25 protein-coding genes are annotated in these 21,898 nt (G+C 60.3%); 10 read left to right on the forward strand and 15 right to left on the reverse strand.

The window, feature by feature from the left end:
• Nucleotides 1-57: 57 nt before the first annotated feature.
• On the reverse strand, nucleotides 58-1,104 hold the full coding sequence (locus PQR27_RS14365; protein ID WP_408524282.1) for an aromatic ring-hydroxylating dioxygenase subunit alpha: 1,047 nt from the start codon (nucleotides 1,102-1,104) through the stop codon (nucleotides 58-60).
• A 149-nt stretch (nucleotides 1,105-1,253) separates the two neighbouring features.
• On the opposite strand from PQR27_RS14365, the gene PQR27_RS14370 reads away from it, so the two are divergent.
• The 4 genes from PQR27_RS14370 to PQR27_RS14385 all read left to right on the forward strand — a co-directional run bounded on the left by PQR27_RS14370 (nucleotide 1,254) and on the right by PQR27_RS14385 (nucleotide 4,025).
• A complete protein-coding gene (locus PQR27_RS14370; protein ID WP_408524283.1) occupies nucleotides 1,254-2,153 on the forward strand; it encodes a LysR family transcriptional regulator in 900 nt (299 codons plus the stop codon).
• Between the two features lie 127 nt (nucleotides 2,154-2,280).
• On the forward strand, nucleotides 2,281-2,985 hold the full coding sequence (locus tag PQR27_RS14375; protein WP_408525491.1) for a hypothetical protein: 705 nt from the start codon (nucleotides 2,281-2,283) through the stop codon (nucleotides 2,983-2,985).
• A 142-nt stretch (nucleotides 2,986-3,127) separates the two neighbouring features.
• Complete coding sequence (gene ppnP, locus PQR27_RS14380) at nucleotides 3,128-3,448, forward strand: pyrimidine/purine nucleoside phosphorylase (RefSeq protein ID WP_408524284.1); 321 nt, start codon at nucleotides 3,128-3,130, stop codon at nucleotides 3,446-3,448.
• 403 nt (nucleotides 3,449-3,851) lie between these two features.
• Nucleotides 3,852-4,025 carry a hypothetical protein gene (locus PQR27_RS14385; protein ID WP_408524285.1) on the forward strand — a complete coding sequence of 58 codons (174 nt, stop codon included), beginning with the start codon at nucleotides 3,852-3,854 and terminating at the stop codon, nucleotides 4,023-4,025.
• Nucleotides 4,026-4,136: 111 nt separating this feature from the next.
• On the opposite strand, the gene PQR27_RS14390 is transcribed toward PQR27_RS14385, so the two are convergent.
• Nucleotides 4,137-5,174, reverse strand: coding sequence for a zinc-dependent alcohol dehydrogenase family protein (locus PQR27_RS14390; protein ID WP_408524286.1), 1,038 nt, complete (start codon nucleotides 5,172-5,174; stop codon nucleotides 4,137-4,139).
• Nucleotides 5,175-5,420: 246 nt separating this feature from the next.
• A complete protein-coding gene (locus tag PQR27_RS14395) occupies nucleotides 5,421-6,038 on the reverse strand; it encodes an MlaC/ttg2D family ABC transporter substrate-binding protein (protein WP_408524287.1) in 618 nt (205 codons plus the stop codon).
• A 294-nt stretch (nucleotides 6,039-6,332) separates the two neighbouring features.
• Between PQR27_RS14395 and PQR27_RS14400 the strand changes: the two genes are divergently transcribed.
• Entirely contained in the window at nucleotides 6,333-6,677 is a 345-nt protein-coding gene (locus PQR27_RS14400) for an HdeA/HdeB family chaperone (protein WP_408524288.1), read from the forward strand.
• A gap of 1,307 nt (nucleotides 6,678-7,984) precedes the next feature.
• Here the strand turns inward: PQR27_RS14400 and PQR27_RS14405 are convergent.
• Complete coding sequence (locus tag PQR27_RS14405) at nucleotides 7,985-8,962, reverse strand: SDR family NAD(P)-dependent oxidoreductase (protein WP_408524289.1); 978 nt, start codon at nucleotides 8,960-8,962, stop codon at nucleotides 7,985-7,987.
• A 120-nt stretch (nucleotides 8,963-9,082) separates the two neighbouring features.
• Here PQR27_RS14405 and PQR27_RS14410 point away from each other — a divergent pair, with 120 nt between their 5' ends.
• Nucleotides 9,083-9,661: a TetR/AcrR family transcriptional regulator gene (locus tag PQR27_RS14410; RefSeq protein WP_408524290.1), complete on the forward strand. Its 579-nt coding sequence runs from the start codon at nucleotides 9,083-9,085 to the stop codon at nucleotides 9,659-9,661.
• Between the two features lie 79 nt (nucleotides 9,662-9,740).
• On the opposite strand, the gene PQR27_RS14415 is transcribed toward PQR27_RS14410, so the two are convergent.
• The 3 genes from PQR27_RS14415 to PQR27_RS14425 all read right to left on the reverse strand — a co-directional run bounded on the left by PQR27_RS14415 (nucleotide 9,741) and on the right by PQR27_RS14425 (nucleotide 11,750).
• Nucleotides 9,741-10,241 (reverse strand): hypothetical protein, encoded by a 501-nt coding sequence (locus tag PQR27_RS14415; protein WP_408524291.1) that lies wholly within the window; start codon nucleotides 10,239-10,241, stop codon nucleotides 9,741-9,743.
• Between the two features lie 128 nt (nucleotides 10,242-10,369).
• Nucleotides 10,370-10,816, reverse strand: coding sequence for a lyase family protein (locus tag PQR27_RS14420; protein ID WP_408524292.1), 447 nt, complete (start codon nucleotides 10,814-10,816; stop codon nucleotides 10,370-10,372).
• 31 nt (nucleotides 10,817-10,847) lie between these two features.
• Complete coding sequence (locus PQR27_RS14425) at nucleotides 10,848-11,750, reverse strand: LysR family transcriptional regulator (protein ID WP_408524293.1); 903 nt, start codon at nucleotides 11,748-11,750, stop codon at nucleotides 10,848-10,850.
• A gap of 186 nt (nucleotides 11,751-11,936) precedes the next feature.
• Between PQR27_RS14425 and PQR27_RS14430 the strand changes: the two genes are divergently transcribed.
• From PQR27_RS14430 to PQR27_RS14440, 3 genes are read left to right on the forward strand one after another with little or no spacing between them, the layout of a single operon-like run.
• Nucleotides 11,937-12,515: a YceI family protein gene (locus PQR27_RS14430; RefSeq protein ID WP_408524294.1), complete on the forward strand. Its 579-nt coding sequence runs from the start codon at nucleotides 11,937-11,939 to the stop codon at nucleotides 12,513-12,515.
• A 21-nt stretch (nucleotides 12,516-12,536) separates the two neighbouring features.
• Complete coding sequence (locus PQR27_RS14435) at nucleotides 12,537-13,142, forward strand: FMN-dependent NADH-azoreductase (protein WP_408524295.1); 606 nt, start codon at nucleotides 12,537-12,539, stop codon at nucleotides 13,140-13,142.
• Between the two features lie 40 nt (nucleotides 13,143-13,182).
• The gene (locus PQR27_RS14440) at nucleotides 13,183-14,088 is read left to right on the forward strand and encodes an NmrA/HSCARG family protein (protein WP_408524296.1); all 906 of its coding nucleotides are present in this window, start codon (nucleotides 13,183-13,185) and stop codon (nucleotides 14,086-14,088) included.
• Between the two features lie 90 nt (nucleotides 14,089-14,178).
• Here PQR27_RS14440 and PQR27_RS14445 read toward each other — a convergent pair whose 3' ends face one another.
• From PQR27_RS14445 to PQR27_RS14475, 7 genes are all read right to left on the reverse strand, one after another.
• Nucleotides 14,179-14,991: a sugar phosphate isomerase/epimerase family protein gene (locus PQR27_RS14445; RefSeq protein ID WP_408524297.1), complete on the reverse strand. Its 813-nt coding sequence runs from the start codon at nucleotides 14,989-14,991 to the stop codon at nucleotides 14,179-14,181.
• 15 nt (nucleotides 14,992-15,006) lie between these two features.
• On the reverse strand, nucleotides 15,007-16,071 hold the full coding sequence (dmpG, locus tag PQR27_RS14450) for a 4-hydroxy-2-oxovalerate aldolase (protein WP_408524298.1): 1,065 nt from the start codon (nucleotides 16,069-16,071) through the stop codon (nucleotides 15,007-15,009).
• The gene (locus tag PQR27_RS14455) at nucleotides 16,068-17,030 is read right to left on the reverse strand and encodes an acetaldehyde dehydrogenase (acetylating) (protein WP_408524299.1); all 963 of its coding nucleotides are present in this window, start codon (nucleotides 17,028-17,030) and stop codon (nucleotides 16,068-16,070) included. Before PQR27_RS14455 ends, dmpG begins: the two co-directional genes overlap by 4 nt.
• A gap of 37 nt (nucleotides 17,031-17,067) precedes the next feature.
• Nucleotides 17,068-17,835, reverse strand: a complete 768-nt coding sequence (locus tag PQR27_RS14460; RefSeq protein WP_408524300.1) for a 2-keto-4-pentenoate hydratase — start codon at nucleotides 17,833-17,835, stop codon at nucleotides 17,068-17,070.
• Entirely contained in the window at nucleotides 17,835-18,650 is an 816-nt protein-coding gene (locus tag PQR27_RS14465; RefSeq protein ID WP_408524301.1) for a 2-keto-4-pentenoate hydratase, read from the reverse strand. The genes PQR27_RS14460 and PQR27_RS14465 overlap by 1 nt, the downstream gene beginning before the upstream one ends.
• Nucleotides 18,647-18,859 carry a tautomerase family protein gene (locus tag PQR27_RS14470; protein ID WP_408524302.1) on the reverse strand — a complete coding sequence of 71 codons (213 nt, stop codon included), beginning with the start codon at nucleotides 18,857-18,859 and terminating at the stop codon, nucleotides 18,647-18,649. The genes PQR27_RS14465 and PQR27_RS14470 overlap by 4 nt, the downstream gene beginning before the upstream one ends.
• A gap of 110 nt (nucleotides 18,860-18,969) precedes the next feature.
• Nucleotides 18,970-19,914: a dioxygenase family protein gene (locus PQR27_RS14475; protein WP_408524303.1), complete on the reverse strand. Its 945-nt coding sequence runs from the start codon at nucleotides 19,912-19,914 to the stop codon at nucleotides 18,970-18,972.
• 209 nt (nucleotides 19,915-20,123) lie between these two features.
• Between PQR27_RS14475 and PQR27_RS14480 the strand changes: the two genes are divergently transcribed.
• Nucleotides 20,124-21,035, forward strand: a complete 912-nt coding sequence (locus PQR27_RS14480; protein WP_408524304.1) for a LysR family transcriptional regulator — start codon at nucleotides 20,124-20,126, stop codon at nucleotides 21,033-21,035.
• Between the two features lie 86 nt (nucleotides 21,036-21,121).
• On the opposite strand, the gene PQR27_RS14485 is transcribed toward PQR27_RS14480, so the two are convergent.
• The gene (locus PQR27_RS14485; protein ID WP_408524305.1) at nucleotides 21,122-21,886 is read right to left on the reverse strand and encodes an NADPH-dependent F420 reductase; all 765 of its coding nucleotides are present in this window, start codon (nucleotides 21,884-21,886) and stop codon (nucleotides 21,122-21,124) included.
• Nucleotides 21,887-21,898: the final 12 nt, after the last annotated feature.

Below are 21,898 nucleotides of genomic sequence, written 5' to 3' on the forward strand. Positions count from 1 at the left end.
TCAGTCATGTTCATCTAAAAAGCGTTCGCGGCACTGCCGCACCAGAGCCAGGCTCTCTTATACGGCGACTTGCGCGGCCTCTTCCTGTGCGATCAGCTTGCCGAGCACCCAGCGGAAATGCGACAGCGGTGTATCCGCTGCCACTGCAAGCATCCTGAAGTCAGGATCGTCGTCGAGCACCTTCTGCTGTGCCTCGATCAGCGCCTTGTCCTCCATGAAGCCCTCAATCAGACTGGCATGCAGCGAGCGCGAAATATTCGCGTCGTCGCCCTCGAAGTCGTTGAGATAGCTCCAGAAGAAGTGCGTCGTGCGACGTGTTTCCGGCGTCATGAACTGACAGTTGCGGTATTCCTTCGCATTCGCGAGGTTCCCTTTGTCCGCTCCGTCGCCGGCAGGCGCGAACATCGACTCGAGGAAAAATACCCCCGGAATGTGCATGTGCCCAATGTTGCGCCGGTCGACGTGGTCCTCCTTGTTCCTGATGACCTTGCGGTGAAACGGCGGCGGTTCACTGTCCATATGCCAGCGCTCCACACGGAAGCCTCGCTCGAGCCGCTCCACGGCAGTCGCCTTGGTGACATAGGCGTACTCCTCCGATCCGCCGAGAGTCGCCGTATGGACGAATGCCAGATGGGCGAAGTCACTCAGGTTGTCGACGATGAGCAGATAGTTGGCGTCGTAGTGCAGATAGTCAGGTATGCCCTTCCACTTCGGATCGCGCAAATAGGGGAAATCAAGAATCGAAGTGGGATCGGCCTTCTCCGGGTCGCCCATCCAGATCCACACCAGATGATCGCGTTCAACTACCGGATAGCTGCGCACGCCGAGCTTGGGCGGCACGATCTCCTGTCCCGGGATCTGGATGCACTTGCCGGTCGCATCGAACTTCAGCCCGTGATACATGCAGCGCACGCAATCGCCTTCCCTGCGGCCCATTGAAAGCGGCGCACCGCGATGGCAGCAACGATCGTTCAGCGCGACGACCCGGCCGCTTTCCCCTTTGAAAAGCAGTACACGTTCCTCAAGGATGGTGCGCGGCAACAATTTCCCATCGATCAATTCATGATCCCACGCAGCGACATACCAGCAATTTTTCAGAAACACAGCATTCCTCCTTGACCAGGTTCTTTGTGCCTGCCGATAACGCGTGACATATTTATTGAGCAGGCTTTTTTTCGGATGGACCTATAGTAGGATCGCGGCTCGACTGGAAAAATAGCTTTCCAGAGACGGACTGTTCAGCGTGGTGGACAATGAACTGGGATGATTTCGACGCGTTTTGCCAGGTAATCGAGCACGGTGGATTTACATCGGCGGCGAGAGCAATGGATCGCCCCAAATCAAGCCTCAGCGCATCGGTCACCAGGCTCGAGGCGCAACTGGGTGCCCGCTTGCTGGAACGCACCACCCGGCGCGTGCGGCTAACCGAACCAGGTGAAGCGCTCTATCGCGACATTTCGAAACCGTTGGGCGAACTGCGGGAAATTGCGCGGGAAGCGCTCGCCAAAGGCGATACCGTAACAGGTACATTGCGGATCGCCGCGCCTTATGAGTTTGGCGCGCATCATCTCGCAGACGTCGCCTGTAGCTTGATGATCCGTTACCCCGAACTGAAGATCGATGTCGACGTGGCTCACGGCAAGATCGATCTGTTCGAGCGTAACTACGACATTGTCTTTTCGGCCCAAGACCACACCTTCTCTCCGTCAAGCGTCGTGACGCGCCGGGTGTTTTCGCTGGAGCGAGGCTTATTCGCGTCCCCTGAATTGCTGTCGGGATTTCGCAAACCCGTCGGGCCTGAAGATATTGCGGCGATGCCTTTGATTGCCGGTCAGGAAGATTCCGAGTGGACGGTGACCGATGCGAAGGGCTTGCCGTTCTCGGTGCCCATCGCAGCACCGCGCATGCGCAGCCCAAATGCGGGCGTCAGGCTTCGCGCTGCGATAGCGGGGCTGGGTATCGTGCGTATTACCAAAAGCTTTTGTCAGCCGGCAGTGGAGACGGGGCAACTGGTGCCGCTGCTGGCGGATTTCAGTTGTGACCCGTTACGGATCTTCGCGTTTATGCCAGGCCGCCGACTCAGGCCCGCTAAAGCACGGGTATTTCTCGATAGCCTGATTTCGAGGTCGGAGACTGCCGCACCGGACACCTGAAATAGCGAGGCTGGCAAAGGAAGCTTTCCTCGAACGTCTATACGTGGCCCGCTTTGCGCCGAAGCGATCAGTTGAAATCGTTACAATGGCCCGGACAAGCCGCCCTCAACCGCATCAAGTGCAAGACATGCTGACTTCCTATTTCTGGAGTGGCGACGCCATCCGCAGCCGAGGCGTGAGCAACATCGTGCTATCGGGCACGGTCGACGTGCCTGTCCTCCCTGCGCGTCTGCTCGCGGATTGGGACCGGGAAATATCGTTGCACATGGTCCTGGAGGCCGGGGATGTCGAGGCCATGCCTTTGCCACGAGCGCGGGCGCGCTGGCCCGACTACGCGCGCTGCGTGCAGGCAGTGTCCGATTGGATGTGTGCGCTTGGGCTGCCCGAAGTACTTGCTTCCAGTGACGTCGCCCTGATGGCCTGTCGCGGCGCAAGATACCACCACGACGGAACGCAATATGGCGGTGCGGCCTTTTGCAATCTCTTCCTGAGCGAGGACAAGGGTCTGGACGTGCATTTTCCAGCTTTGGGCCGCCGCATTCCTTTAGCCCGGGGAACGGTGATGATATTCGACACAGGGCAACCTCATGGCGTCGTTCGGCGCCACAGCAGCGGCTTTAACGCGGCTGAGTTCAAACCGGATCAGGATTGTGTCCAGATATTCCTGACGTGGGAGCTTCCTATCGAAGATGCCCATGTTGGGCGCGCCCTTAAGGTGGCCTTCGACATCGCGCCTGCGAGCGTGCCGCCACCGGACGCAGAGCAACTGTTGCTGAACGGCGCACCGGCCGTTGTGTGTCCGGATTCTGGCCACTGGTGCCCGGTTGAGTGATCGTCGGCGTCACACCGCCTGTATGATGTCGGGCTTGCGTGGGACCGAAATTCCGCGCAGGCGGCGCATATAAATCGCGACCGCCCGCTGCCGCCACGCGGCGCCAACGCATCCATTCACAACAACCCGGAGGAAGACTGCCATGACGGCCACATCCCAATTCGATCAGGTTTCGATTGTCAAACGAGCCAACGTCTACTTCGACGGCAAGTGCGTCTCGCACACCGTTCTCTTCGCCGACGGCACGCGCAAGACGCTCGGCGTGATCCTGCCCGGCACGCTCAACTTCGGCACCGACGCGCCGGAACTCATGGAGGTGCAGGCCGGCCAATGCCGCATCCGCCTCGAAGGCAGTGACGAGTGGAAGACGTATGGCGCGGGCGAGTCGTTCTCGGTGCCCGGCAAGAGCCGCTTCGATATCGACGTGATCGACACGCTCGACTACATCTGCAGCTATCTGTAACGACTGATCGGCGCGTGGCGCCCGACCATGCCCGCGACTACGCGTGCGTGCAGCGGCACAGGCACCCTCCGCCTGTGCCGGACACCTCCGCCGGACAGCGCTGCGCCAGCGGCCCGCGGATCGTGTGTCGGAACATAAAAAAAACGTCTGTACGTTGTCGTACCGCTTTCCCCCGCGCGTGCGCGTAACGTGTCTTCTATCGTCGACCTTGGCTCAACGATCGGCAAGTGCTGGTTTCGCCGTATTCGGTGAACCACACCGACCGCGGATCGAATAGTGTGCATGTCGCGCACGAACAGCGATCTTTACCCAGCAGCGACGACGGCCAGTGTGGCTGTCGTTCAATCAGACGGGCGGCAGCATGGCAGACAGAATCATTTCGAGCAGGACACACGACGCCCATATGAGCGTCAGGGATCATATTGCCGACGGTTGGGAAGCGAGCGTGTGCATCGTTCCGAAAGGCGCGTCAAAGGGCAAGGAACGCGTCAAACTCGACACGTTCTTCGAACGTGAAGAAGCCGCATGGGAATCGATTGAGACGCTTGCGCGTGCCGAACTGAACAATCTGAAATAGCACAGGGCCGCGCTTGCGGACCGCATCGTGAATGGCGAGGCCCGCACATCCCGAAGTCGGGCATCGACATGCGAACTACCCGGCTATCGCCGCGCCACGCATGGCGGCGAGCTAGGCCGCGATGATCACCTTGAGAGCGTGCGTGTCGGCCGCGTGCGCAAAGGTTTCGTACGCATCGAGGATTTGCGCGAATGTGAAGCGATGGGTAATCAGAAGTTTGGGATCGAGCCTGCGGGAGCGCAACGTCTCCAGCAGCATCGGTGTGCTTACGGTATCGACCAGTCGGGTGGTGATCGTGATATTCCGGTCCCACAGATGCTCCAGATGAAGATCCACCTTCACGCCATGCACACCGACGTTCGCAATCGTGCCGCCCGGCGCGATGATCTCCTCGCACAATTCGAAGGTGACGGGTATGCCGACGGCCTCGATGGCGGTATCGACGCCCCGCCCGGCAGTGAGCTTCATAATCGCCTTCACCGCATTGCCGTCCGCGCTGTTGATCACCGCGGTCGCACCGAAACGCCTGGCGGCCTCTAACCGGTTGTCGTCCAGATCGACCATGATGATTTCGGCGGGCGAATAGAAGCGGGCCGTGAGCAACGCCGCGAGTCCGATCGGTCCACTACCGACGATGGCCACCGTACTGCCCGGCTCAACCTTGCCGTTGAGCACGCCGCATTCGAAGCCCGTCGGCAGAATATCGCTCAGCATCACGAGCGCCTCTTCGTCGGCATTGTCGGGAATGCGGTAAAGACTGGTGTCCGCATGCGGGATCCGGACGAATTCAGCCTGCGTGCCGTCGATCTTATTGCCGAGAATCCAGCCGCCGCTCACGCAATGGGAGTACATCTGTTTGCGGCAAAACTCGCACTTGCCGCAAGCGCTGATGCATGAGATGAGAACGCGTTCACCCGGCTTGAATGTGGTCACGCCCGGCCCCACTTCGTCGACCACGCCGGTGCCTTCATGCCCGAGCACACGCCCTGGCTCGCAGGTCGCAACGTCGCCCTTGAGAATATGCAGGTCCGTGCCGCAAATCGTCGTCTTGCTGATCCTGACGATGGCGTCGGTGGGCGCGTCGATGACCGGTTTGGGCCGTTCTTCAACCGCTTTCTTGCCAGGGCCGAGATAAACAAGTGCTTTCATGGTCGGTAACTCCGGTTGCGTCGGATCGGTCCTCACGCAGCGACGCATGTTTGTGCGGGCGTCTGGACTAACGCGCGCCTGCCACCGCTCGACGCCACTCTGTCGCATCCTGTGGAAAAAGTCGGTACGGTGGCGGACCGCGTGCGACACCGTGCCATCATCGCTCACGCGAATCGCCCTATCGCGGGCGACCGAGCTTCTGCTGCAAACGTCCGCCGCCATCACACTCAGCGGTCGCTTACTCGCTTACTGCCTGGCCGAAGTGAGCTCCCGGTTGCGCTCAACGAGAAACTGGATCAGACCGTCCACGCCGCTTTGCTGGACCTTGTCGCTGAACTGCTGCCGGTACGTCTGGATTAGCCAGACGCCGAGCACATTCAGGTCATACAGGCGCCAGCCCTGCGGCGTGCTGTACAGCCGGTAGTCGATTTCCGCCGGCTCGCCGTTCCTGGTTGCGATCGTGCGCACCACCACGTCCGTATCGGTTGGCGCGAAGTGGATGGGCGGGTAGTCGATTCGCTGGTCCGGACGGAGCTGGCCGATAGCACCCGAATAGGTGTGAATCAGGAGCATCTTGAACTGTTCGACTATCTCCTGCTGCTGCGCGGGTGTAGCCGTGCGCCAGTAGCGGCCCATGGCGAGCGACGTGGTGCGGCGAAAATCCGTGAAGGGAATAATGTCCCGGTTCACGATATCCATGATGCGCGGAATATCATCTGGCTCGATCGCCCGGGTGTGTACCTCGTCGAGTATCTGCTGTGTCGCGGTCTTGATGAGCTGTTGCGGCGCCGATTGGTCGACTTGCGCGTAGGCCGCACCGCCGAACGAGAACAACGCTGTGCAAAGGGTCAGAAGTGTCTTCATGGCAGAATCCTGGCTGAATGCGTTGGCGTGCTGCTACGCAAGTATCCTCCTCTACGCCAGAACGCGCCTGGCACACGTCATTGATCGCAAAGTTGCCCTGCTGGCGTCAATCGTCTGAAGAAATCGACGGCACCGGCCGCGCTCGCGACCAGCCGTCCATGCCAGTTAATTCGGAGCTAATTCTGAAACTCTACGATGCGTAGGCGTACCGGCTGGCATGTGCATCGCCGGTTGTTCGGCTCTCGAGCCATAGCCTTGCGAGGAACCCGACTTTCTCGCTTCATGGAGTGTTGGATGAAATCCGGAAAATTTATGAAACCCGCCGCAGTCCTGACGGTGTTGATCTGTTTGGCCGCCGCTCAAGCAGCTAGCGCGCAGGAGAAGAACGTGAGCCCGGCGAAAATGAGTTGCGCCGATTTTGTTGCAGTCGACGAAGTGTATCAACCGGCGCTGGTCTACTGGGTTGCCGGTGTCGACAAACTCGGTGTTAAGGAGACGGACACGATGGTGGTGGATACGGCTCATCCGGTGGGAGAAACCGTAGTAGAAGCATGCACCAAAGATCCACATGCCTCATTCGTGTCAAAAGTCAGATCCCTGATCAAGGCGAAGAAAATTTCGCTCTTCGCGCATTCATAATGACTCTTGACGTCCGCGCTTGACGGACAGCTGTGACCAGAGAGCATCGCTAGCGCTGCCACCGGACCGGTGGCAGCGCTTTTTCATTTCCTTTGTTTCAGCTGCCAGGACGATCCTGCGAAAGACCACCGCAGTGAGTCTCCGCGATCTCGAACGGATCATTGCAATCAGTTCGGCCATTCTGTCTGTCGCGTCGTACACCCGTTCATGACGGTGTCGCGCGTCACGACTTTATCCTGCCCGCTGGCGTTGAAACAGATATCTTGCCCTCCCGAGGCCGGGAAATTGACATCGCGTCGCTCTTCATTTTCGGCTAATTCTCCGAATCCACAATCGTTCTGTGCCATCGCTGCCTGTCACGACACGGCTCGCAGCGCGCACGCCATGCGACGCCAGCGCACGTTGAAAACGACGCGCTCTATGGCCGCCCGAAACCATTCGCAAACCTCAGGAGCGAATATGAAACTCAGTTCAATTCAGAAAGCCGATTTGATCAGCGCATCCAACGCGGGCGTCGACACGATCGATGCAGTGGTTCAAAAGTTAAAGCAGGAGTGCCCAAACGCATTCCATACGGCTAACACTCTGCCTAACCGTGTTTTCTTTCACAGACCAGCAGAGGAAACGCCATGCAGCGGATATTTTGTTCATGTTCACCGGTACGCCAGGATTCCTTCGTAAAGCGGCGGCCGTAGAAGCTCGCTGACGACGGCTCCGAACACAAGTGCTTCTGAAGTCGCATCGGCCAGCCAACCGGAGAAGAGCTATGCGTGAGCTGTACGTCGCAATTTGATTCGGAACAACGTGGGTCGCGCGGCCAATTTCAGAAGCAGGCCTCGACGAGGCCAGGTTGCGGCAACAAAATCAAAAGGCGCCTTCCTCAGTTCAGCCGCGATGAAGTCGACAAATGCGTGACCCGCCATACGAGTGGTTCGCCCCATTGGGAATAGGCATGCACGGGCGACTCGGCCATTTTTCATTCGGGCAGTAATTGCACGAGCGCCCCCCGCGCTCGTTGCCTTTGCACTCGTCATCGACACGGCGGTCAACGCATGTTTTCCTGACCAGCTTCAATTCAACGGATTTGCTACAGGACTTTCTTTTTCGATTTCATTTCGTGTGCGTGGAGCGCACCTTCGGCTGCGAGTCAATTTGTTTTTACCGAGGAAAGATTGGGGCAGGCTCAATTGGGCGCGCAGTGGGCCAAGGCCTGCCCTTGCGGGCGGCCTCGACCTGGCACTGTGTCGCGATGTGATCTTCGCCGCCGCCCCCGTTTCCGAAGGCCTCTCTGCGTTCGAAGCGTCCTGTCAAAACGATTCGCCAACCATTTCTTCACTCTTGCGCCAGAGCCCGTCAGCGCCTGCAGCGTCAAGCGCATAGCGTCGAACGCCTTCGCTGATGGGCGTAATGACAACATCGTCGGCAACGGTTTCGCTCACATGGCAGTTCTCGCAGTATCGGCCCCCGACGTCGCTGGCTGACGCCACCACCGCGGCCCAGACGGACGTCGCCGCCCCTTGTGGCACGGTCTTGAACTGAAACGGCCCCTTCCCTTCTGACTCGAGTTGACTGTTGATCCTTTCGACCAGCGCCGTCATCTGGCCTTCGTCCATGTGCCGGGCGAGTTCTGTGCGAATGCCGCCGGGATGGACTGCTGCGGCGCGTACGCCGCGCGCGCGATGTCGCTGATCGAAGGCCACCGCAAAAAGGATATTCGCCGTCTTGGCCCGCCCGTATGCAACGAACGGATCGTAAGCCGTGCGCTCGAAGCCGGCGTCGTCGAGATCCACGTTCGCGAAACGATGCCCCGACGACGCGAGCATGACCACCCGGCCGCCAGACGGAATCAGTGACGCCAGGCGGTTCACCAGCACGAAATGCCCCAGATGGTTCGTACCGAACTGCGTCTCGAATCCGTCCGCGGTCTTGCCAAAGGGAGTCGCCATCACGCCCGCGTTCGCGATGATGACGTCGATGGGTTTGCCGTCCTCCTGCAGCCTGTCGGCGCAGGCCCGGACGCTCTTGAGGCTCGCGAGATCGAGCGCAACCAGCTCAATGCTGCCGCCCGCTGCGGCGGCCTCGCGCCGCGCGGCAGCGATCGCCTGCTCTGCTTTTTGCAGATCCCTGGCCGCGCCGATCACGGTGGCCCCGTGCGCTGCTAACGCCCGCGCCGTCTCTACGCCCAATCCCGCGGACACACCCGTCACAAGAATCCGCTTGCCATGAAGATCGACGCCCGCGAGCACGTCGTCAGTCGTCGAAGTCGCCCCAAATTTCTCAGTCATTTCCGCCGCTCCAGCACAATGAAGGTTGACGTCATTCCCCGCCCGGGATAAAAACGGAGCTTTCCTCCGCTTTTTTATATTAAGCGGAGACACCCTCCGCTTGCAAGCCTTCAAGTGCAAATGAACGATTCGACGTCAAAAGAACGAAAACCCAGAGCCGACGCGCTGCGCAATCGCGAACGCATCCTTGAAGAAGCGAAAACGGCATTCACGCGCGCCGGCGGCGATATCAGCCTGGAGGACGTCGCTCGCCAGGCGGGCGTTGGCGTAGGCACGTTGTACCGGCACTTTCCTACACGCGAGGCACTACTGGAGAGCGTCTACCGTGCCGAGGTGGCGAAGCTTGCGGAGGAGGAGCGAATACTGTCCGATTCGCTGCCCCCGCTCGATGCGTTGCGATCCTGGATGCTGCTCTTCATCGACTACATCGCTACGAAGAAGATCATCGCGCCAGCATTGAATTCGATCGTCGGAGGACCGACAAAGCTATTCGAATCGTCTGGCGCGCAGATCAAGGACGCCATCCAGTCGCTCGTTGAGCGCGCAATCGCGAATGGCGACATCCGGCCCGATCTTGAGCCACTGGATCTGCTTCGAGCGCTCGTCGGCGTTTCGAATGTCGCGTCAGCGCCGGACTGGCAGCAAAGTGCCAAGCGGCTGGTCGATATACTTTTGCTTGGATCGAGACCCTCCGAGTAATTTGCGCGACCGACCGTTGCGGTCCGCCGGCCAACAGCCTCCAGAAAACAGTCTCGACCTGTCTTGTCGTGGTTGGCTTTCAGGCCGTCGTAGAGCGAGCTTGCGGAGATTTTTGACGAGAGACCAATGCCTCGACGCGAGTATTCAACAAAGTCTCAGCGTCGCTCAGACATTTCGAAGTCGCCTCAAACGCCTGCCTTTGTTTCAACAGGTTCGCCTCTTGTACTTCGATCCGTGCCAATACCAGACGAGGAGCCGGGCCTCCGTAAGATTGTCGCGCGGCGACGTCCCGCACAGGATCCAGGCACTCCCGTACTTCCTCTTCCTTGAGGGAAATGTCCCGTCCAAGCTGCTCGCTTGCGCACGCATCGATCATCGCGGACGTAATGTTGCTGGCGGAAAGCCCTTGATCGAGCGTATCGCGGACAACACTGCCGATGATGTGATGAGCGTCCCGAAACGAGGTGCCAGCCCTGCGAACCAGTAAGTCCGCCAGGTCTGTCGCAGTCGAAAAATCTTCCCCCGCTCTCGACACCATGCGCTCCCGATCAGGCTCGACATCCAATACGAGCAACTTCATCAGTTCGAGTGCCTTGAGTGCCTCCTCGCAACTCTCCCAGCACGTTCGCGTGCTTTCACGGCTGCTGTCCCCTGTGTGACTGAACTGCGTCGACTTGACCGTTGTAAAGGCGGCTGAAGTCAAGCCAATCAGGTGGCCGGTCTTCCTCGCAAATACTCGAGTACGACCGGATTCTTTTTCTGCGGCATGATGCTCGACGTACTCGCCACGCTGTCGGGGAACGAGAGGTAGCCAAATTCAGGAGTGGTCCAGATGTAAAAATCCTGAACCATGCGGCTGCACGCGATCATCAGGATCGAGAGGCTTGCGCTCAGTTCGAGCGCGAAGTCTCGCGACGCCACCCCATCGACTGAGTTCGCCAACGGGTAACTGAATCCCAGCATCTGGCTCGTAGCAACACGGCCGATCGGGAATGAGGTCCCCGCGAACGCGCATGCGCCCAACGGCGAGCCGTCCGTTGTATCGAGTACATGCAGCAGCCGCTCGATATCGCGCGACCATGCATCCACCAGTGCCGACAGATAGTATCCGTAGGCGATCGGCTGGCCCGCCTGCCTATGGGTATATCCAGGCATCACGTCGAACTAATTGGCTGGCATGGTTCCGTCAGGAGTTTGTCATCGCTTCGCCCAGCTTCTCCGCAAGGAATTCGGCGAAAGCCGCTACTGCGGGCGGCACCGGTGGGCGGCTCGTGTAAACGAGCTGCAGGCCGAGGCCGGTGCTGGCGCGCCGATAGGTCGGCAGCACGCGTACCAGTTGCCCCTGCGCGATGACTGGCTCAACGATTAATTGCGGCAGCAGCGCAATACCCAGTCCAGCTATACAAGCCTGCGCCAGCACTCGCATGTCATTGACCGCGAACCGGCTGTTGATCGACACCTCCTGACTACCGCGTGGACCCTGAAGACGCCAGGTGCTGCGACCCTGTCGATTGGAAATCGTCAGACAGTCGTGTTCAGCCAGCTCGCGCAGCGTGCGTGGCGCGGCACGCCGTTCCAGATAGGCCGGACTCGCCGCGAGGATCATTCCACTCGGCGCCAACCGCCGTACCTTAAGGCCGCTACGGCTCTCAACGCCCATGCGCAAGGCCAGATCGATGCGCTCGGCGATCAGATCGGACGGCATATCGTCGAGCAAAAAATCTATGCTGATGTGTGGGTAGCGCGCGTAGAACTCGACCAACCATTCGATGCGAAAGAATTCGAACAGGCCGGCCATTGCGGCGACGCGAACCGAGCCGGACGGGGCCTGCCCATCTGCATGGAGTCGCCCGATCTCGAGGATCTGGTCAAGCGCCGGCGCATAGCGTTCGAATAGCGCCTGACCCTCCGTGCTCGGCGCGAGTTTGCGAGTCGAGCGATGCAGCAGACGTGTGCCGAGTTGCCCTTCGAGTTGATCGATGCGTCGGCTCAGCGTATTTGCCGGCATGTGCAGACGCCGCGCCGCCTCGGAAAAGCTGCCAGCGCGGACGACCTGGACAAACATCGCCAGATCATTCAGATCAAGCATTCCATTTCTCCATAAATGGATGAATCAAATCCTATTTTACCATCTAGTGTGAAGCGCTTTTCATCCCCATACTTCAGGTTCACACACGGGAGCCGGCCGTAAAAAGTCATTCTCCCGCTCCACGGTAGCGTTACATCACCTGATACCGCGCACGGCGCGGCAACTCAATGATTCGAGGAAATTGATTTGAAGAAGCATCTAATGATTGCGGCCGGCGCACTCGCCGCCTCACTGTCGTTTTCGGCATTCGCGGACATGTCGACGTACCAGCTCGATCCGGACCACACGTACCCGAGTTTCGAGGCCGACCACATCGGCGGCCTGTCGGTCTGGCGTGGCAAGTTCGACAAGTCCCAAGGCACGGTGACGCTCGATCGCGCGGCAAAGACCGGTACCGTTGAAGTGACAACCGACATTGCGTCGATCCACACGGGTAGCACGAAGCTCGACCAGAACCTGCAGTCGGATCAGTTTTTCGACGCGTCGAAGTTCCCGGTAGCGACCTACAAAGGCGCGATCAAGTTCAAGGGCGACCAGCCGGCCTCTGTCGTCGGCAATCTGACGATGCACGGCATCACCAGGCCGCTGACGTTGAAAGTCGACTCGTTCAAGTGCATGCCGCATCCGATGCTCAAGCGCGAAGTGTGCGGCGTCGACGCGGTGGGCGAATTCGATCGCAGCGACTTCGGCGTCGACTTTGGCAAGCCGTACGGCTTCAGTATGAAGACGAAGCTGCTTATCTCGGCCGAAGCGCTCAAGCAGTAATCCCATTTGGAAATCAATCTCATGAAACTGCTACACATCGATTCCAGCATCCTCGGGCAAGGCTCCGTCAGCCGCGATCTGTCAGCGGATGTCGTCGCGACCTTCCGGGGTCGCCATCCCGACCTTGCGCTCACGCATCTCGATCTTGCCGTCACACCGATCGGCCATCTGACGGCAGCACACCTCGCGGCCGCGCAAGGCGCTCCGGTCGACGACGCATTGAAGTCCGACGTCGCTGCGGGTCAGGCTGCGCTCGAAGATTTCCTGGCCGCCGACATCGTGGTCATTGGCGCGCCGATGTACAACCTTGGCGTGCCCTCTCAACTGAAGGCCTGGATCGACCGCATCTCTGTTGCCGGGAAGACGTTCAGTTACGGGGAGCATGGCCCGGTCGGACTCTGCGGCGGCAAGAAGCTGGTCATCGCTTCGTCGCGCGGCGGCGTTTACAGCGAAGGCTCGCCCGCAGCTTTCTTCGATCATCAGGAAACCTATCTGAAGGCAGCCTTCGGTTTTCTGGGCATCACGGATATCAGCTTCATTCGCGCCGAAGGTGTGGCAATGGGTGAGGACGCACGCAGCGGGGCCATCGCTTCGGCAAAAAGAGAGACCAGCGCGCTCGGTGCGTGAGGTAGCACCGCCCTAACCTAATACCCCCTGGAGCACAACCATGTCGAACACGCAGAAGCTTATCGCCGTCGTGGGCGCAACCGGCCAGCAAGGCGGCGCCGTTGTGCGCGCGCTGCAGGCGAGCGGTCAATTCAAAGTGCGCGCGTTGACGCGCAATCCAGCCGCGCATCCAAAGCTGGGTGACGAAGTCGTTCTAGCCGATTTCAATCGTTCAGAAACGCTTAAGGCCGCGTTTGCCGGCGCACACGGCGTTTTCCTAGTAACCAATTCCTGGGAAGCACAGGCAGACGAGCCCAGGCAGGCACTCGCGGCCGTCAGCGCGGCAAAGGACGCCGGCGTCCAGCACTTGATCTGGTCGACGCTTCCCAATGTGGAGACGATCACCGGCGGCGCGATCAATGTGCCGCACTTTACGGCCAAGGCGAAAATCGAACCCATCGTGAGCGAAGCCGGGTTTGCGTATCACACGTTCGTGATCGCGCCGTTCTATTACCAGAATCTGATCGGCCTGATGGCTCCGCAGAAACAACCGGATGGTGCCGTGGGTTGGGCGCTGCCGCTTGATCCGGAACGACGTGTCATCCATATGGGCGACATCACCGAACTCGGCCGACTCGTGGCCGGCGCGTTCGCGCAGCCGGAACTCGCGGGGCACGGTGAACATCTGGCGCTGGTCGGCGATTTCCTGAGTTTCAAAGAGATCGTCGCCACCCTTAACGACCAGGGAAACACGCTCTCGTTCAGGCAAGTCCCGCGCGAGTTTTTTGCCAGCTGGTTTCCGCACGCTGACGGTATCGCGGCGATGCTCGCCTACTTCGAAGCGCACACCTATCTTGGCTCGGATTCGAGCGATGCGATCGCGCTCGCCAACCAGGTCGCCGGCCAGCCGCCGACGAAGTTTGCCGCATGGGCCAAAGCGAACTTCGCGATCCCGGCAGCCACCTGAAAACGTGCCTCTCCGAGCAAGAAGACTCCTTGAAGCACACGAATCATCGGCTCCGCGCGATCTCGCCTTCAATGTTCTCCGAGAATTCGCTTAAAGCAGATCGCCAGCGACACGCTTTGCTGCCGCCAGTGTCCTGCGCAATCGCTCGTCCAGTTCGAGCGTAACGGCGAGTTTGCGGTTGGGCACTTCGAGACCGAATGGAATGCCGGCTGGCAAAGCGGCGACGAACTCGCGCAGCGGCAAACCCCCATCGCCCGGCAACAAGCGGTCGTAACGCGCTTCTTCGGAAATGGCCGCCGTGGTGGCAGGCGTTGTTGCGCTTGCGTCGCAGAACTGCGCGTACCTGATGCGAGTGGGGTCGATGGCCGCGATGTCGCCGACTTTGCCGCCGCTGCGTATGAGGTGAAACGGATCGAGCAGCATCGCGCCGTTCGCTTGCGCCGCTTCGCTCACGATCGCATTGGCGGCCTGAATGCTGCCGACGCCTAGCCACGCCGCAAATTCGAGCGCGCAGGAAATACCAAAGAGTGCCGCCAGTTCGCACAGTTGCGCGAATTTGTCCGCGGCGAGCGAATGGTCGGCAATGTCGATCAGCGTTAGCGCATTGCGTGCGCCGAGACGCATGGCGGTCTCGAACACACGCTTGAAGTCCTGCACGTCGCGCTCGGGCGTGAGCAGCATCACTTCAATATCCAGCACGTCCAGGCCGCTGTCATGCAGGCGTGCTTCCGTTTCGAGCAACATCGGCGAGTTGTCGAACATCGGATGCTGCGCCTCGCCGGCCCGGAACGGGCTCAGACGCAAACTGACCGCGTCATAGCCCGTCCGGCTCGCTGCCGCCACCAGTTCAGGCGGCGTCAGTTCGATTGCCGTCAGCGGCACCAGGGAATAGAGCCGTGTCATCGCATCGTCTCGTCGTTAGCCTGCTTGGCTCACGGTCGGCTCGGCATGCGTCTGCTCGTGCTCAACCCGTTTCAGCAGATCAAGTGCCACGTCGACGATCATGTCCTCCTGGCCACCCACCATCTTGCGACGGCCAAGCTCGACGAGAATGTCCACGGTTTTAAGGCCGTACTTGCTCGCCGCGACTTCCGCGTGACGCAGGAAGCTCGAATACACGCCAGCGTAGCCGAGCGCGAGCGTCTCGCGATCCACGCGCACCGGACGGTCCTGCAACGGACGCACCAGATCGTCCGCCGCGTCCATCAGGCGATACAGATCGCAGCGGTGATTCCAGCCTTGACGTTCCGCTGCGGCGATGAACGCTTCCAACGGCGCGTTGCCCGCGCCTGCCCCCATGCCCGCAAGACTCGCATCGATGCGGTCGCAACCTTCTTCCACCGCCACCAGCGAGTTCGCCACACCAAGACTCAGGTTGTGATGCGCGTGCATACCGGTTTGCGTTTCCGGCTTCAGCGCATCCTTGAACGCGCGGAACCGGTCACGGATATCGTTCATACCGAGCGCGCCGCCCGAATCCACCACGTACACGCAGGTCGCGCCGTAGCTCTCCATTAGCTTCGCCTGTTCGGCGAGCTTTTGCGGCGTGGTCATGTGGCTCATCATCAGGAAGCCGACCGGATCCATGCCGAGTTTGCGTGCGAATTCCAGATGCTGACGCGACACATCCGCTTCAGTGCAGTGCGTGGCGACCCGCACGACCCGTGCGCCGGCGTCGTACGCATTGCGCAGATCGTGGGTCGTGCCGATCCCCGGAATCAGCAGCGTCGCGATCTTCGTGGTCTTGACGCTTTCTGCTGCGGCCGCGATCCATTCGACGTCGCTATGCGCACCAAAGCCGTAGTTGAAGCTCGATCCTTCGATGCCGTCGCCGTGCGCGACTTCGATACTGTCGACGCCCGCCTGGTCTAATGCCGAAGCAATCGCCTTCACATTGGCGATGCTGTACTGATGGCGAATCGCGTGACTACCGTCGCGCAGCGTGACATCAGAGATATAGAGCTTTCTATCGAGCGATGTCATGACACGACCTCCTTGTGACCACGCGCGATGCCGCCAGCCACCCGGCGACGCGCCATCATGTCGCCGCAGGCGAGCGCGGCCGACGTCATGATGTCGAGGTTGCCCGCATACGAGGGCAGATAGTGAGCGGCGCCTTCCACTTCGAGAAACACCGATGTTTTCAGGCCATGCTTCGGACCAATGCCCGGCACGTTGAGCGGCTGCTCCGCTGAGATCACGTCGAACTGCACCTTCTGCTTCAGACGGTAGCCCGGCACGTATGCCTGCACGCTCGCCACCATCTGCGCGATGCTGTCTTCGACAAGCTTTGTGTCGGCCAGATCGGACAATACGAACACCGTGTCGCGCATGATCAGCGGCGGCTCGGCCGGATTGAGCACGATAATCGCCTTGCCGCGCGTTGCGCCGCCAAGTATTTCGATCGCGCTACGCGTGGTCTCGGTGAATTCGTCGATGTTGGCGCGGGTGCCCGGACCGGCTGACCTGCTCGATATCGACGCGACGATTTCCGCATAGTGCACCTTCGCCACGCGTGACACGGCCGCGACCATTGGAATCGTTGCCTGGCCGCCGCAGGTGACCATATTGATGTTGCTGGCGTTTTCCGCTTCGAGATTGATCGCGGGGATCACATACGGGCCGATCGCCGCGGGTGTCAGGTCGATCACCTGCACACCGTGTTGCTGAAGCACGTCGTTGTGACGCTTGTGCGCGCCCGCCGACGTCGCGTCGAAGACGATGTCGATGTCCTTGAATACGCCGAGCTTCAGCAGACCGTCGATCCCTTCCGCGGTCGTCGCCACGCCCATGCGTTCAGCGCGCGCAAGCCCGTCCGAGTTCGGATCGACGCCGACCATCGCGCCCATTTCAAGGTGCCTGCTGTTGCGCATCACCTTGATCATCAGATCGGTGCCGATGTTGCCTGGCCCGATGATCGCTACCTTAACCTTGTCAGTCATATTCCGGCGTTTGTTGATCAACGCAATCGGCATCGCCTTACCCCTTGATGTGAAAACCCGCACTGCCGAGCTGTTCCATGTCGACCGACACGTACTGCCCCGGCTTGATCCATTCGGCCGGTGTCGCGCCGCCCGCCAGTACGATCCAGCCAGCCTGCAACGGCTCACCTGCCTGTGCCGACAAACGCGCGGCGGCAACCAGCGAGCGCAGCGGATGACCGAGCAGCGCCGCCGTCGAACCGACCTGCGCGACACGGCCGTCGATGTTCAACGTCAGGCCCAGATTGGCGAAGTCGATCTTCGGATCGCGCCACGCGCCGATCACGAAACCGCTCGACGAGGCGTTGTCCGCGATCACCTCGGGCAGCGTGAATTTGAAGTCCTTGTAGCGCGAGTCGATGATTTCGAGTGCGGGGGCAATCGCTTCAACTGCGGCGAGCGCTTGCGGTCCGGTGACGTCGCCTTCGAGCGAACGCTTCAGCACAAACGCGATTTCCGGTTCGACGCGCGGATGCACGAAGCGCGAGAAATCGATCGCCGTGCCCTCTTCGATCTGCATGCCTGCAGTGAGGCGGCCCCAGATCACATCGGAAAGGCCCATCTGAACCATCTTCGCGCGGCTCGTGAAACCCATCTTCACGCCCACGCGGCGCTCGCCCCGCTCGACACGCAGTTTGATCGACGCCGATTGAATCTCGTAGGCCTCGTCCAATGACAGTCTGCCTTCGGGATCGAACTGAGCGACTTCAGTTGCTTGACGCGCTGCGTCGTCGAGCAGCGTCGCGTATTCGGTAATGGAGCTCATTAGCGGGCCTCGCTCGCGGTTTGCGTGGAATTGGCTTCGAACACGGCGCGTACCGAGCCCAATCCGTTGATGCGTGTTTCGAAGATGTCACCGGGCGTGACGGCCACCATTGGTCCGAGCGCACCGGACAGCACCAGGTCTCCAGCCAGAAGCGGCGTGCCGAGCGCGGCCATCTTGCGGGCCAGCCACACCACCGCGTTGATCGGGTTGCCCAGGCATGCCGCGCCCGCGCCGACTGATACGGGCTCGCCGCGCCGCTCCGTCACCATGCCGCACAGCCGCAGGTCGAATTCGGACAGTTTGCGTGGGCTGTTGCCGAGGACATAAGCGGACGACGACGCGTTGTCCGCAATCGTATCGGTGATGCGAATATTCCAGTTCGCGATTCGGCTGCCGACAATTTCGAGCGCTGGCAGCGCGTAATCGATGGCGTTCAGCACATCCAGCTGACCAGGATTTTCCATGCGCAGATCGCGGCCGATCACAAAGGCGACTTCAGCTTCGATCTTCGGCTGGGTCAGAATGGACGCGGGAATGGGTTCGCCATCGCCATAGCCCATATCGTCGAACAGCATGCCGAAGTCCGGCTGGTCGACGCCGAGTTGTTTCTGCACGGCCACCGAGGTCAGCCCGATCTTGCAGCCGACAATGCGCCGGCCTTCTGCCACGCGCCGCCCGGTGTTGGCGCGCTGAATCGCGTAGGCGTCTTCAATCGTCAGTTGTTCGTAGGTCTCGCGCAACGGCGCGACGTATTTGCCGCTACGCTCGGCCTCGGCCAGTGCGCTGGCCGCCTGCTGAATCAATTGCGGTGTCATTTTCCTTTCTCCTGTGCGGCTGCGGCGAGCTCGTCCTTGGTCTGATCGCCAACAGCCCAATGCGTGGCCGGCGTGACCGTCGCGTACACGCGGATAGTGTTGAGCGGCGCGCCTAGCGTTTCGTGCACCGTGCGGGCGACGGCCTTGACACACGCTTTGATCGTGTCGGCGTCACGTCCTTCGACGAGTGAAATATGGATGATGGGCATGGCTTTCCTCTGTGTGTGAGGCGACGTGGCGCGGCGTGGCGCGACGCCGGGTTGGATCGAAGTGCTGAGGCGCTACCGCGGCCCCGTCTGCCGTTACAACTGCACGTCGTTCATGACGTGCGCTCCAGCACGGACCACACCGGGCGCGGGCCTTCTGCCTTGCCCGTAATCGGCGGCTTCGGCAATCTGGCTTCGCCCGCTTCGATCCTGAAGTGATGCTCGAGTGAATACCACGGCCCCTGAATATCGCCTGACGGCGCAGGTTCGTTTTCGTGCAGCACGTATTGACCGATGAGGGCATGGGTTACGCCGAATTGCACGTCGGTGTCGAGATTCGGATCGTCGCTTGAATAGACCTGCGAGAACTGGGTCTTGAAACCCGGCTTGTAGATCATGAAGTGGATGTGTGCCGGGCGCATGTTGTGGCGTCCTTGCGCGCGCAACAATTCTCCGACTGGGCCCGACAGCGGAATCGGATAGCCCGCCGGCTTCACGCTGCGGAACGCGATGTGACCGTCGCTATCCGTGGTCAGCTTGCCACGCAGATTCATGTCGGCTTGCGCGGGGTCCTGGTTTTCATAAAAGCCCTCTGCCGACGTGTGCCATACATCGATCTCGGCGCCTGCAACAGGTTTGCCGTCAGCGTCGTGCACCCATGCGTCGACGAAGATCGGCACGCCCGGCGTTGTCGAACGGACAATTGAACCACCATTGCGCGTGGCGGGCGAATCCATCCGCCAGAACGGACCCATGAGGTTTGCCGTGGTTTCGGTCTGCCCGTTGTCGCCGTTATTCAGCAGACAAACCAGCGACGAGAGGCCGATTGAACCCGCCGCCAGCACCACTTCATTGTGCGATGCGCTCGACAATTGCCCGAGCTTCGCGATGAAGCCACAAGCCTGATGGAATTCCGCTTCGGTGAGTTTGGCGTCGCGTGCGAAGTCGTGCAGATGCTGCACCGCGGCGGACATGATTTCGCGGAAGCGCGCATCCGGTGCGCGGCTGAGTTCCGCAAGAACCGCTTGGGTGACGTCTTTCTGATTACCGATGATCATGCGTGTCTCCAGTCGTGGGCGCGCTACGCCGCCTCTTCAGTCGCGCGAGGCTGTGAGGCGCTGCGTGAACCTACGTGTTGCAGCCATGATGCGCGCGAGGCGAACATACCGTCCAATACCATTTTTTAAATTCCTGATACCGTATCGGTATGGGACCAGGTGGCCCCCGGATACGGCGCCGGTATCGGCGTACAGACTGGAAAGAGAAAATGGAACTGAAGCAGATGCGCTATTTCCTCGCCCTCGCGGAGGAGCTGAACTTCGGGCGCGCAGCGGAACGCCTGCACATGGCGCAACCACCGCTCACCCGGAATATCCGGGCGCTGGAAGAGGAACTCGGCACACCGCTATTCATCCGCACACCTAAAGGAGCGGAACTGACGGAAGCGGGTCGTGCCTTGCTCGACGAAGTGCCGAACATTCTCGCGCTAACCCGCCGTGCCGAAGAGCAGACCCAACTCGCTGGTCAGGGTTATATGGGGCGACTCGATGTCGGCATCTTCAGCTCCGGCATCCTGAATGTGATCCCGCGACTGCTTGCCGACTTTCATACCGAACGCCCCGAAGTAAAAATCGGCTTGCGCAACATGTCGAAGGCCGAGCAGATCGCGGCGCTTCGCGAGCGCCGTATCACGATCGGTTTTAACCGTCTGGTGCCGCACGAGAGCGATATTGCCGTCGACTGGGTACAGCGCGAGCCGTTTCTCGTTGCGCTCTACGAGGGCCATCCGCTGTGCGAGAAAAAAGCCGTGACGCTGCGCGATCTCGATAGCGAGCGCATGATCCTTTACCCCAATGCGCCGGTACATGGGCTTGCGCAAGAGGTCACGGCGGCATTTCGTGCCGAAGGGGTCCGCCTGCGCGTCGAGCAGGAAGTGGAAGATGTCGTGACGTGTATTGCGCTGGTGGCGAGCCGCTTTGGGGTCTGCGTAACAACGGCGTCGGCGGTCAATCTTCGGCTGCCTGGGGTTGTGTACCGGCCGCTCAAATCATCGCAATTGCGGGAGATCGAGTTGAGTTGTCTGTATCGGCGCGAAGATACGTCGCCAATCCTGCAGGCCTTCCTCAAGTTAATAAGGACGTCCCGATCCAGGCAAGTCCGTGGAAAGCACGGAACGTGACGGCGGCGAGTTCGAGCCGCGGTGGCCACTCGTGGGGAGTGCCTGTTTTTTGTGTAAAAGGCGCCGCGGACGGCGCCTGTCATTCGTTATCCGAACTTGACGAGATTGTGCACCGGCAACGGGCCGCCCGGGATTTGAAATAGCCGCCCGCCGCCTACGAGCGAGCCCATGTCGATGCCGAAGAAGCCGAGCTGCTCAATCAATGCGCTCACAGCCGATTTCGCCTGCGCATCGTCTCCCGCGAGGAACAACACGCGGTGTCCACCCTCGGCCTGTGGATCGTCGGAAAGGAGGTGCGCCGGCAGATGATTGAACGCCTTCACGACGCGTGCGCCCGGCACGAGGTCGGCGAATATTTCACTCGACGTCCGGCCATGCAATTCGGCTGGTTTGAATAGCGGCGCCTCGATCGGGTTGTTCGTGTCGATCACGATGCGGCCGCCGAAGTCCGGCAGCCCGGCCATGGCGACCGGCAGCTTCGACCAGTTCACTGCGACGAAGACGATGTCCTGCGCCGCCGCTTGTTCGCGCGTTCCCGGCGTGATCGAGGGGCCGAGTTCGCGCGCGAGGCCTGCCAGTGAATCCGGGCCTCGGCTGTTCGCGATGATGGCTTTGATGCCTCTGGCCGCCAGCGCTTTCGCGAACGCGGACCCAATGGCGCCTGCTCCAATGATACCGATGGTGCTCATAACGATGTTCCAGGTGAAGGGGGATGAATCAAGTGACAAAGGCGATATCTGTGCCGGCAAGAGAAGGGCATGTGACGTCGAGTTCCGAAGGCAGATGAGCACATGTTGCCGCCTTAATTGCTCATTGATTAGCGGGTAATTGCTTGAATTATTTTCAATCAATGCTTTAAGATC

The sequence above is a fragment of the Paraburkholderia fungorum genome (assembly GCF_046027215.1).
Taxonomy (GTDB): Bacteria; Pseudomonadota; Gammaproteobacteria; order Burkholderiales; family Burkholderiaceae; genus Paraburkholderia; species Paraburkholderia fungorum_D.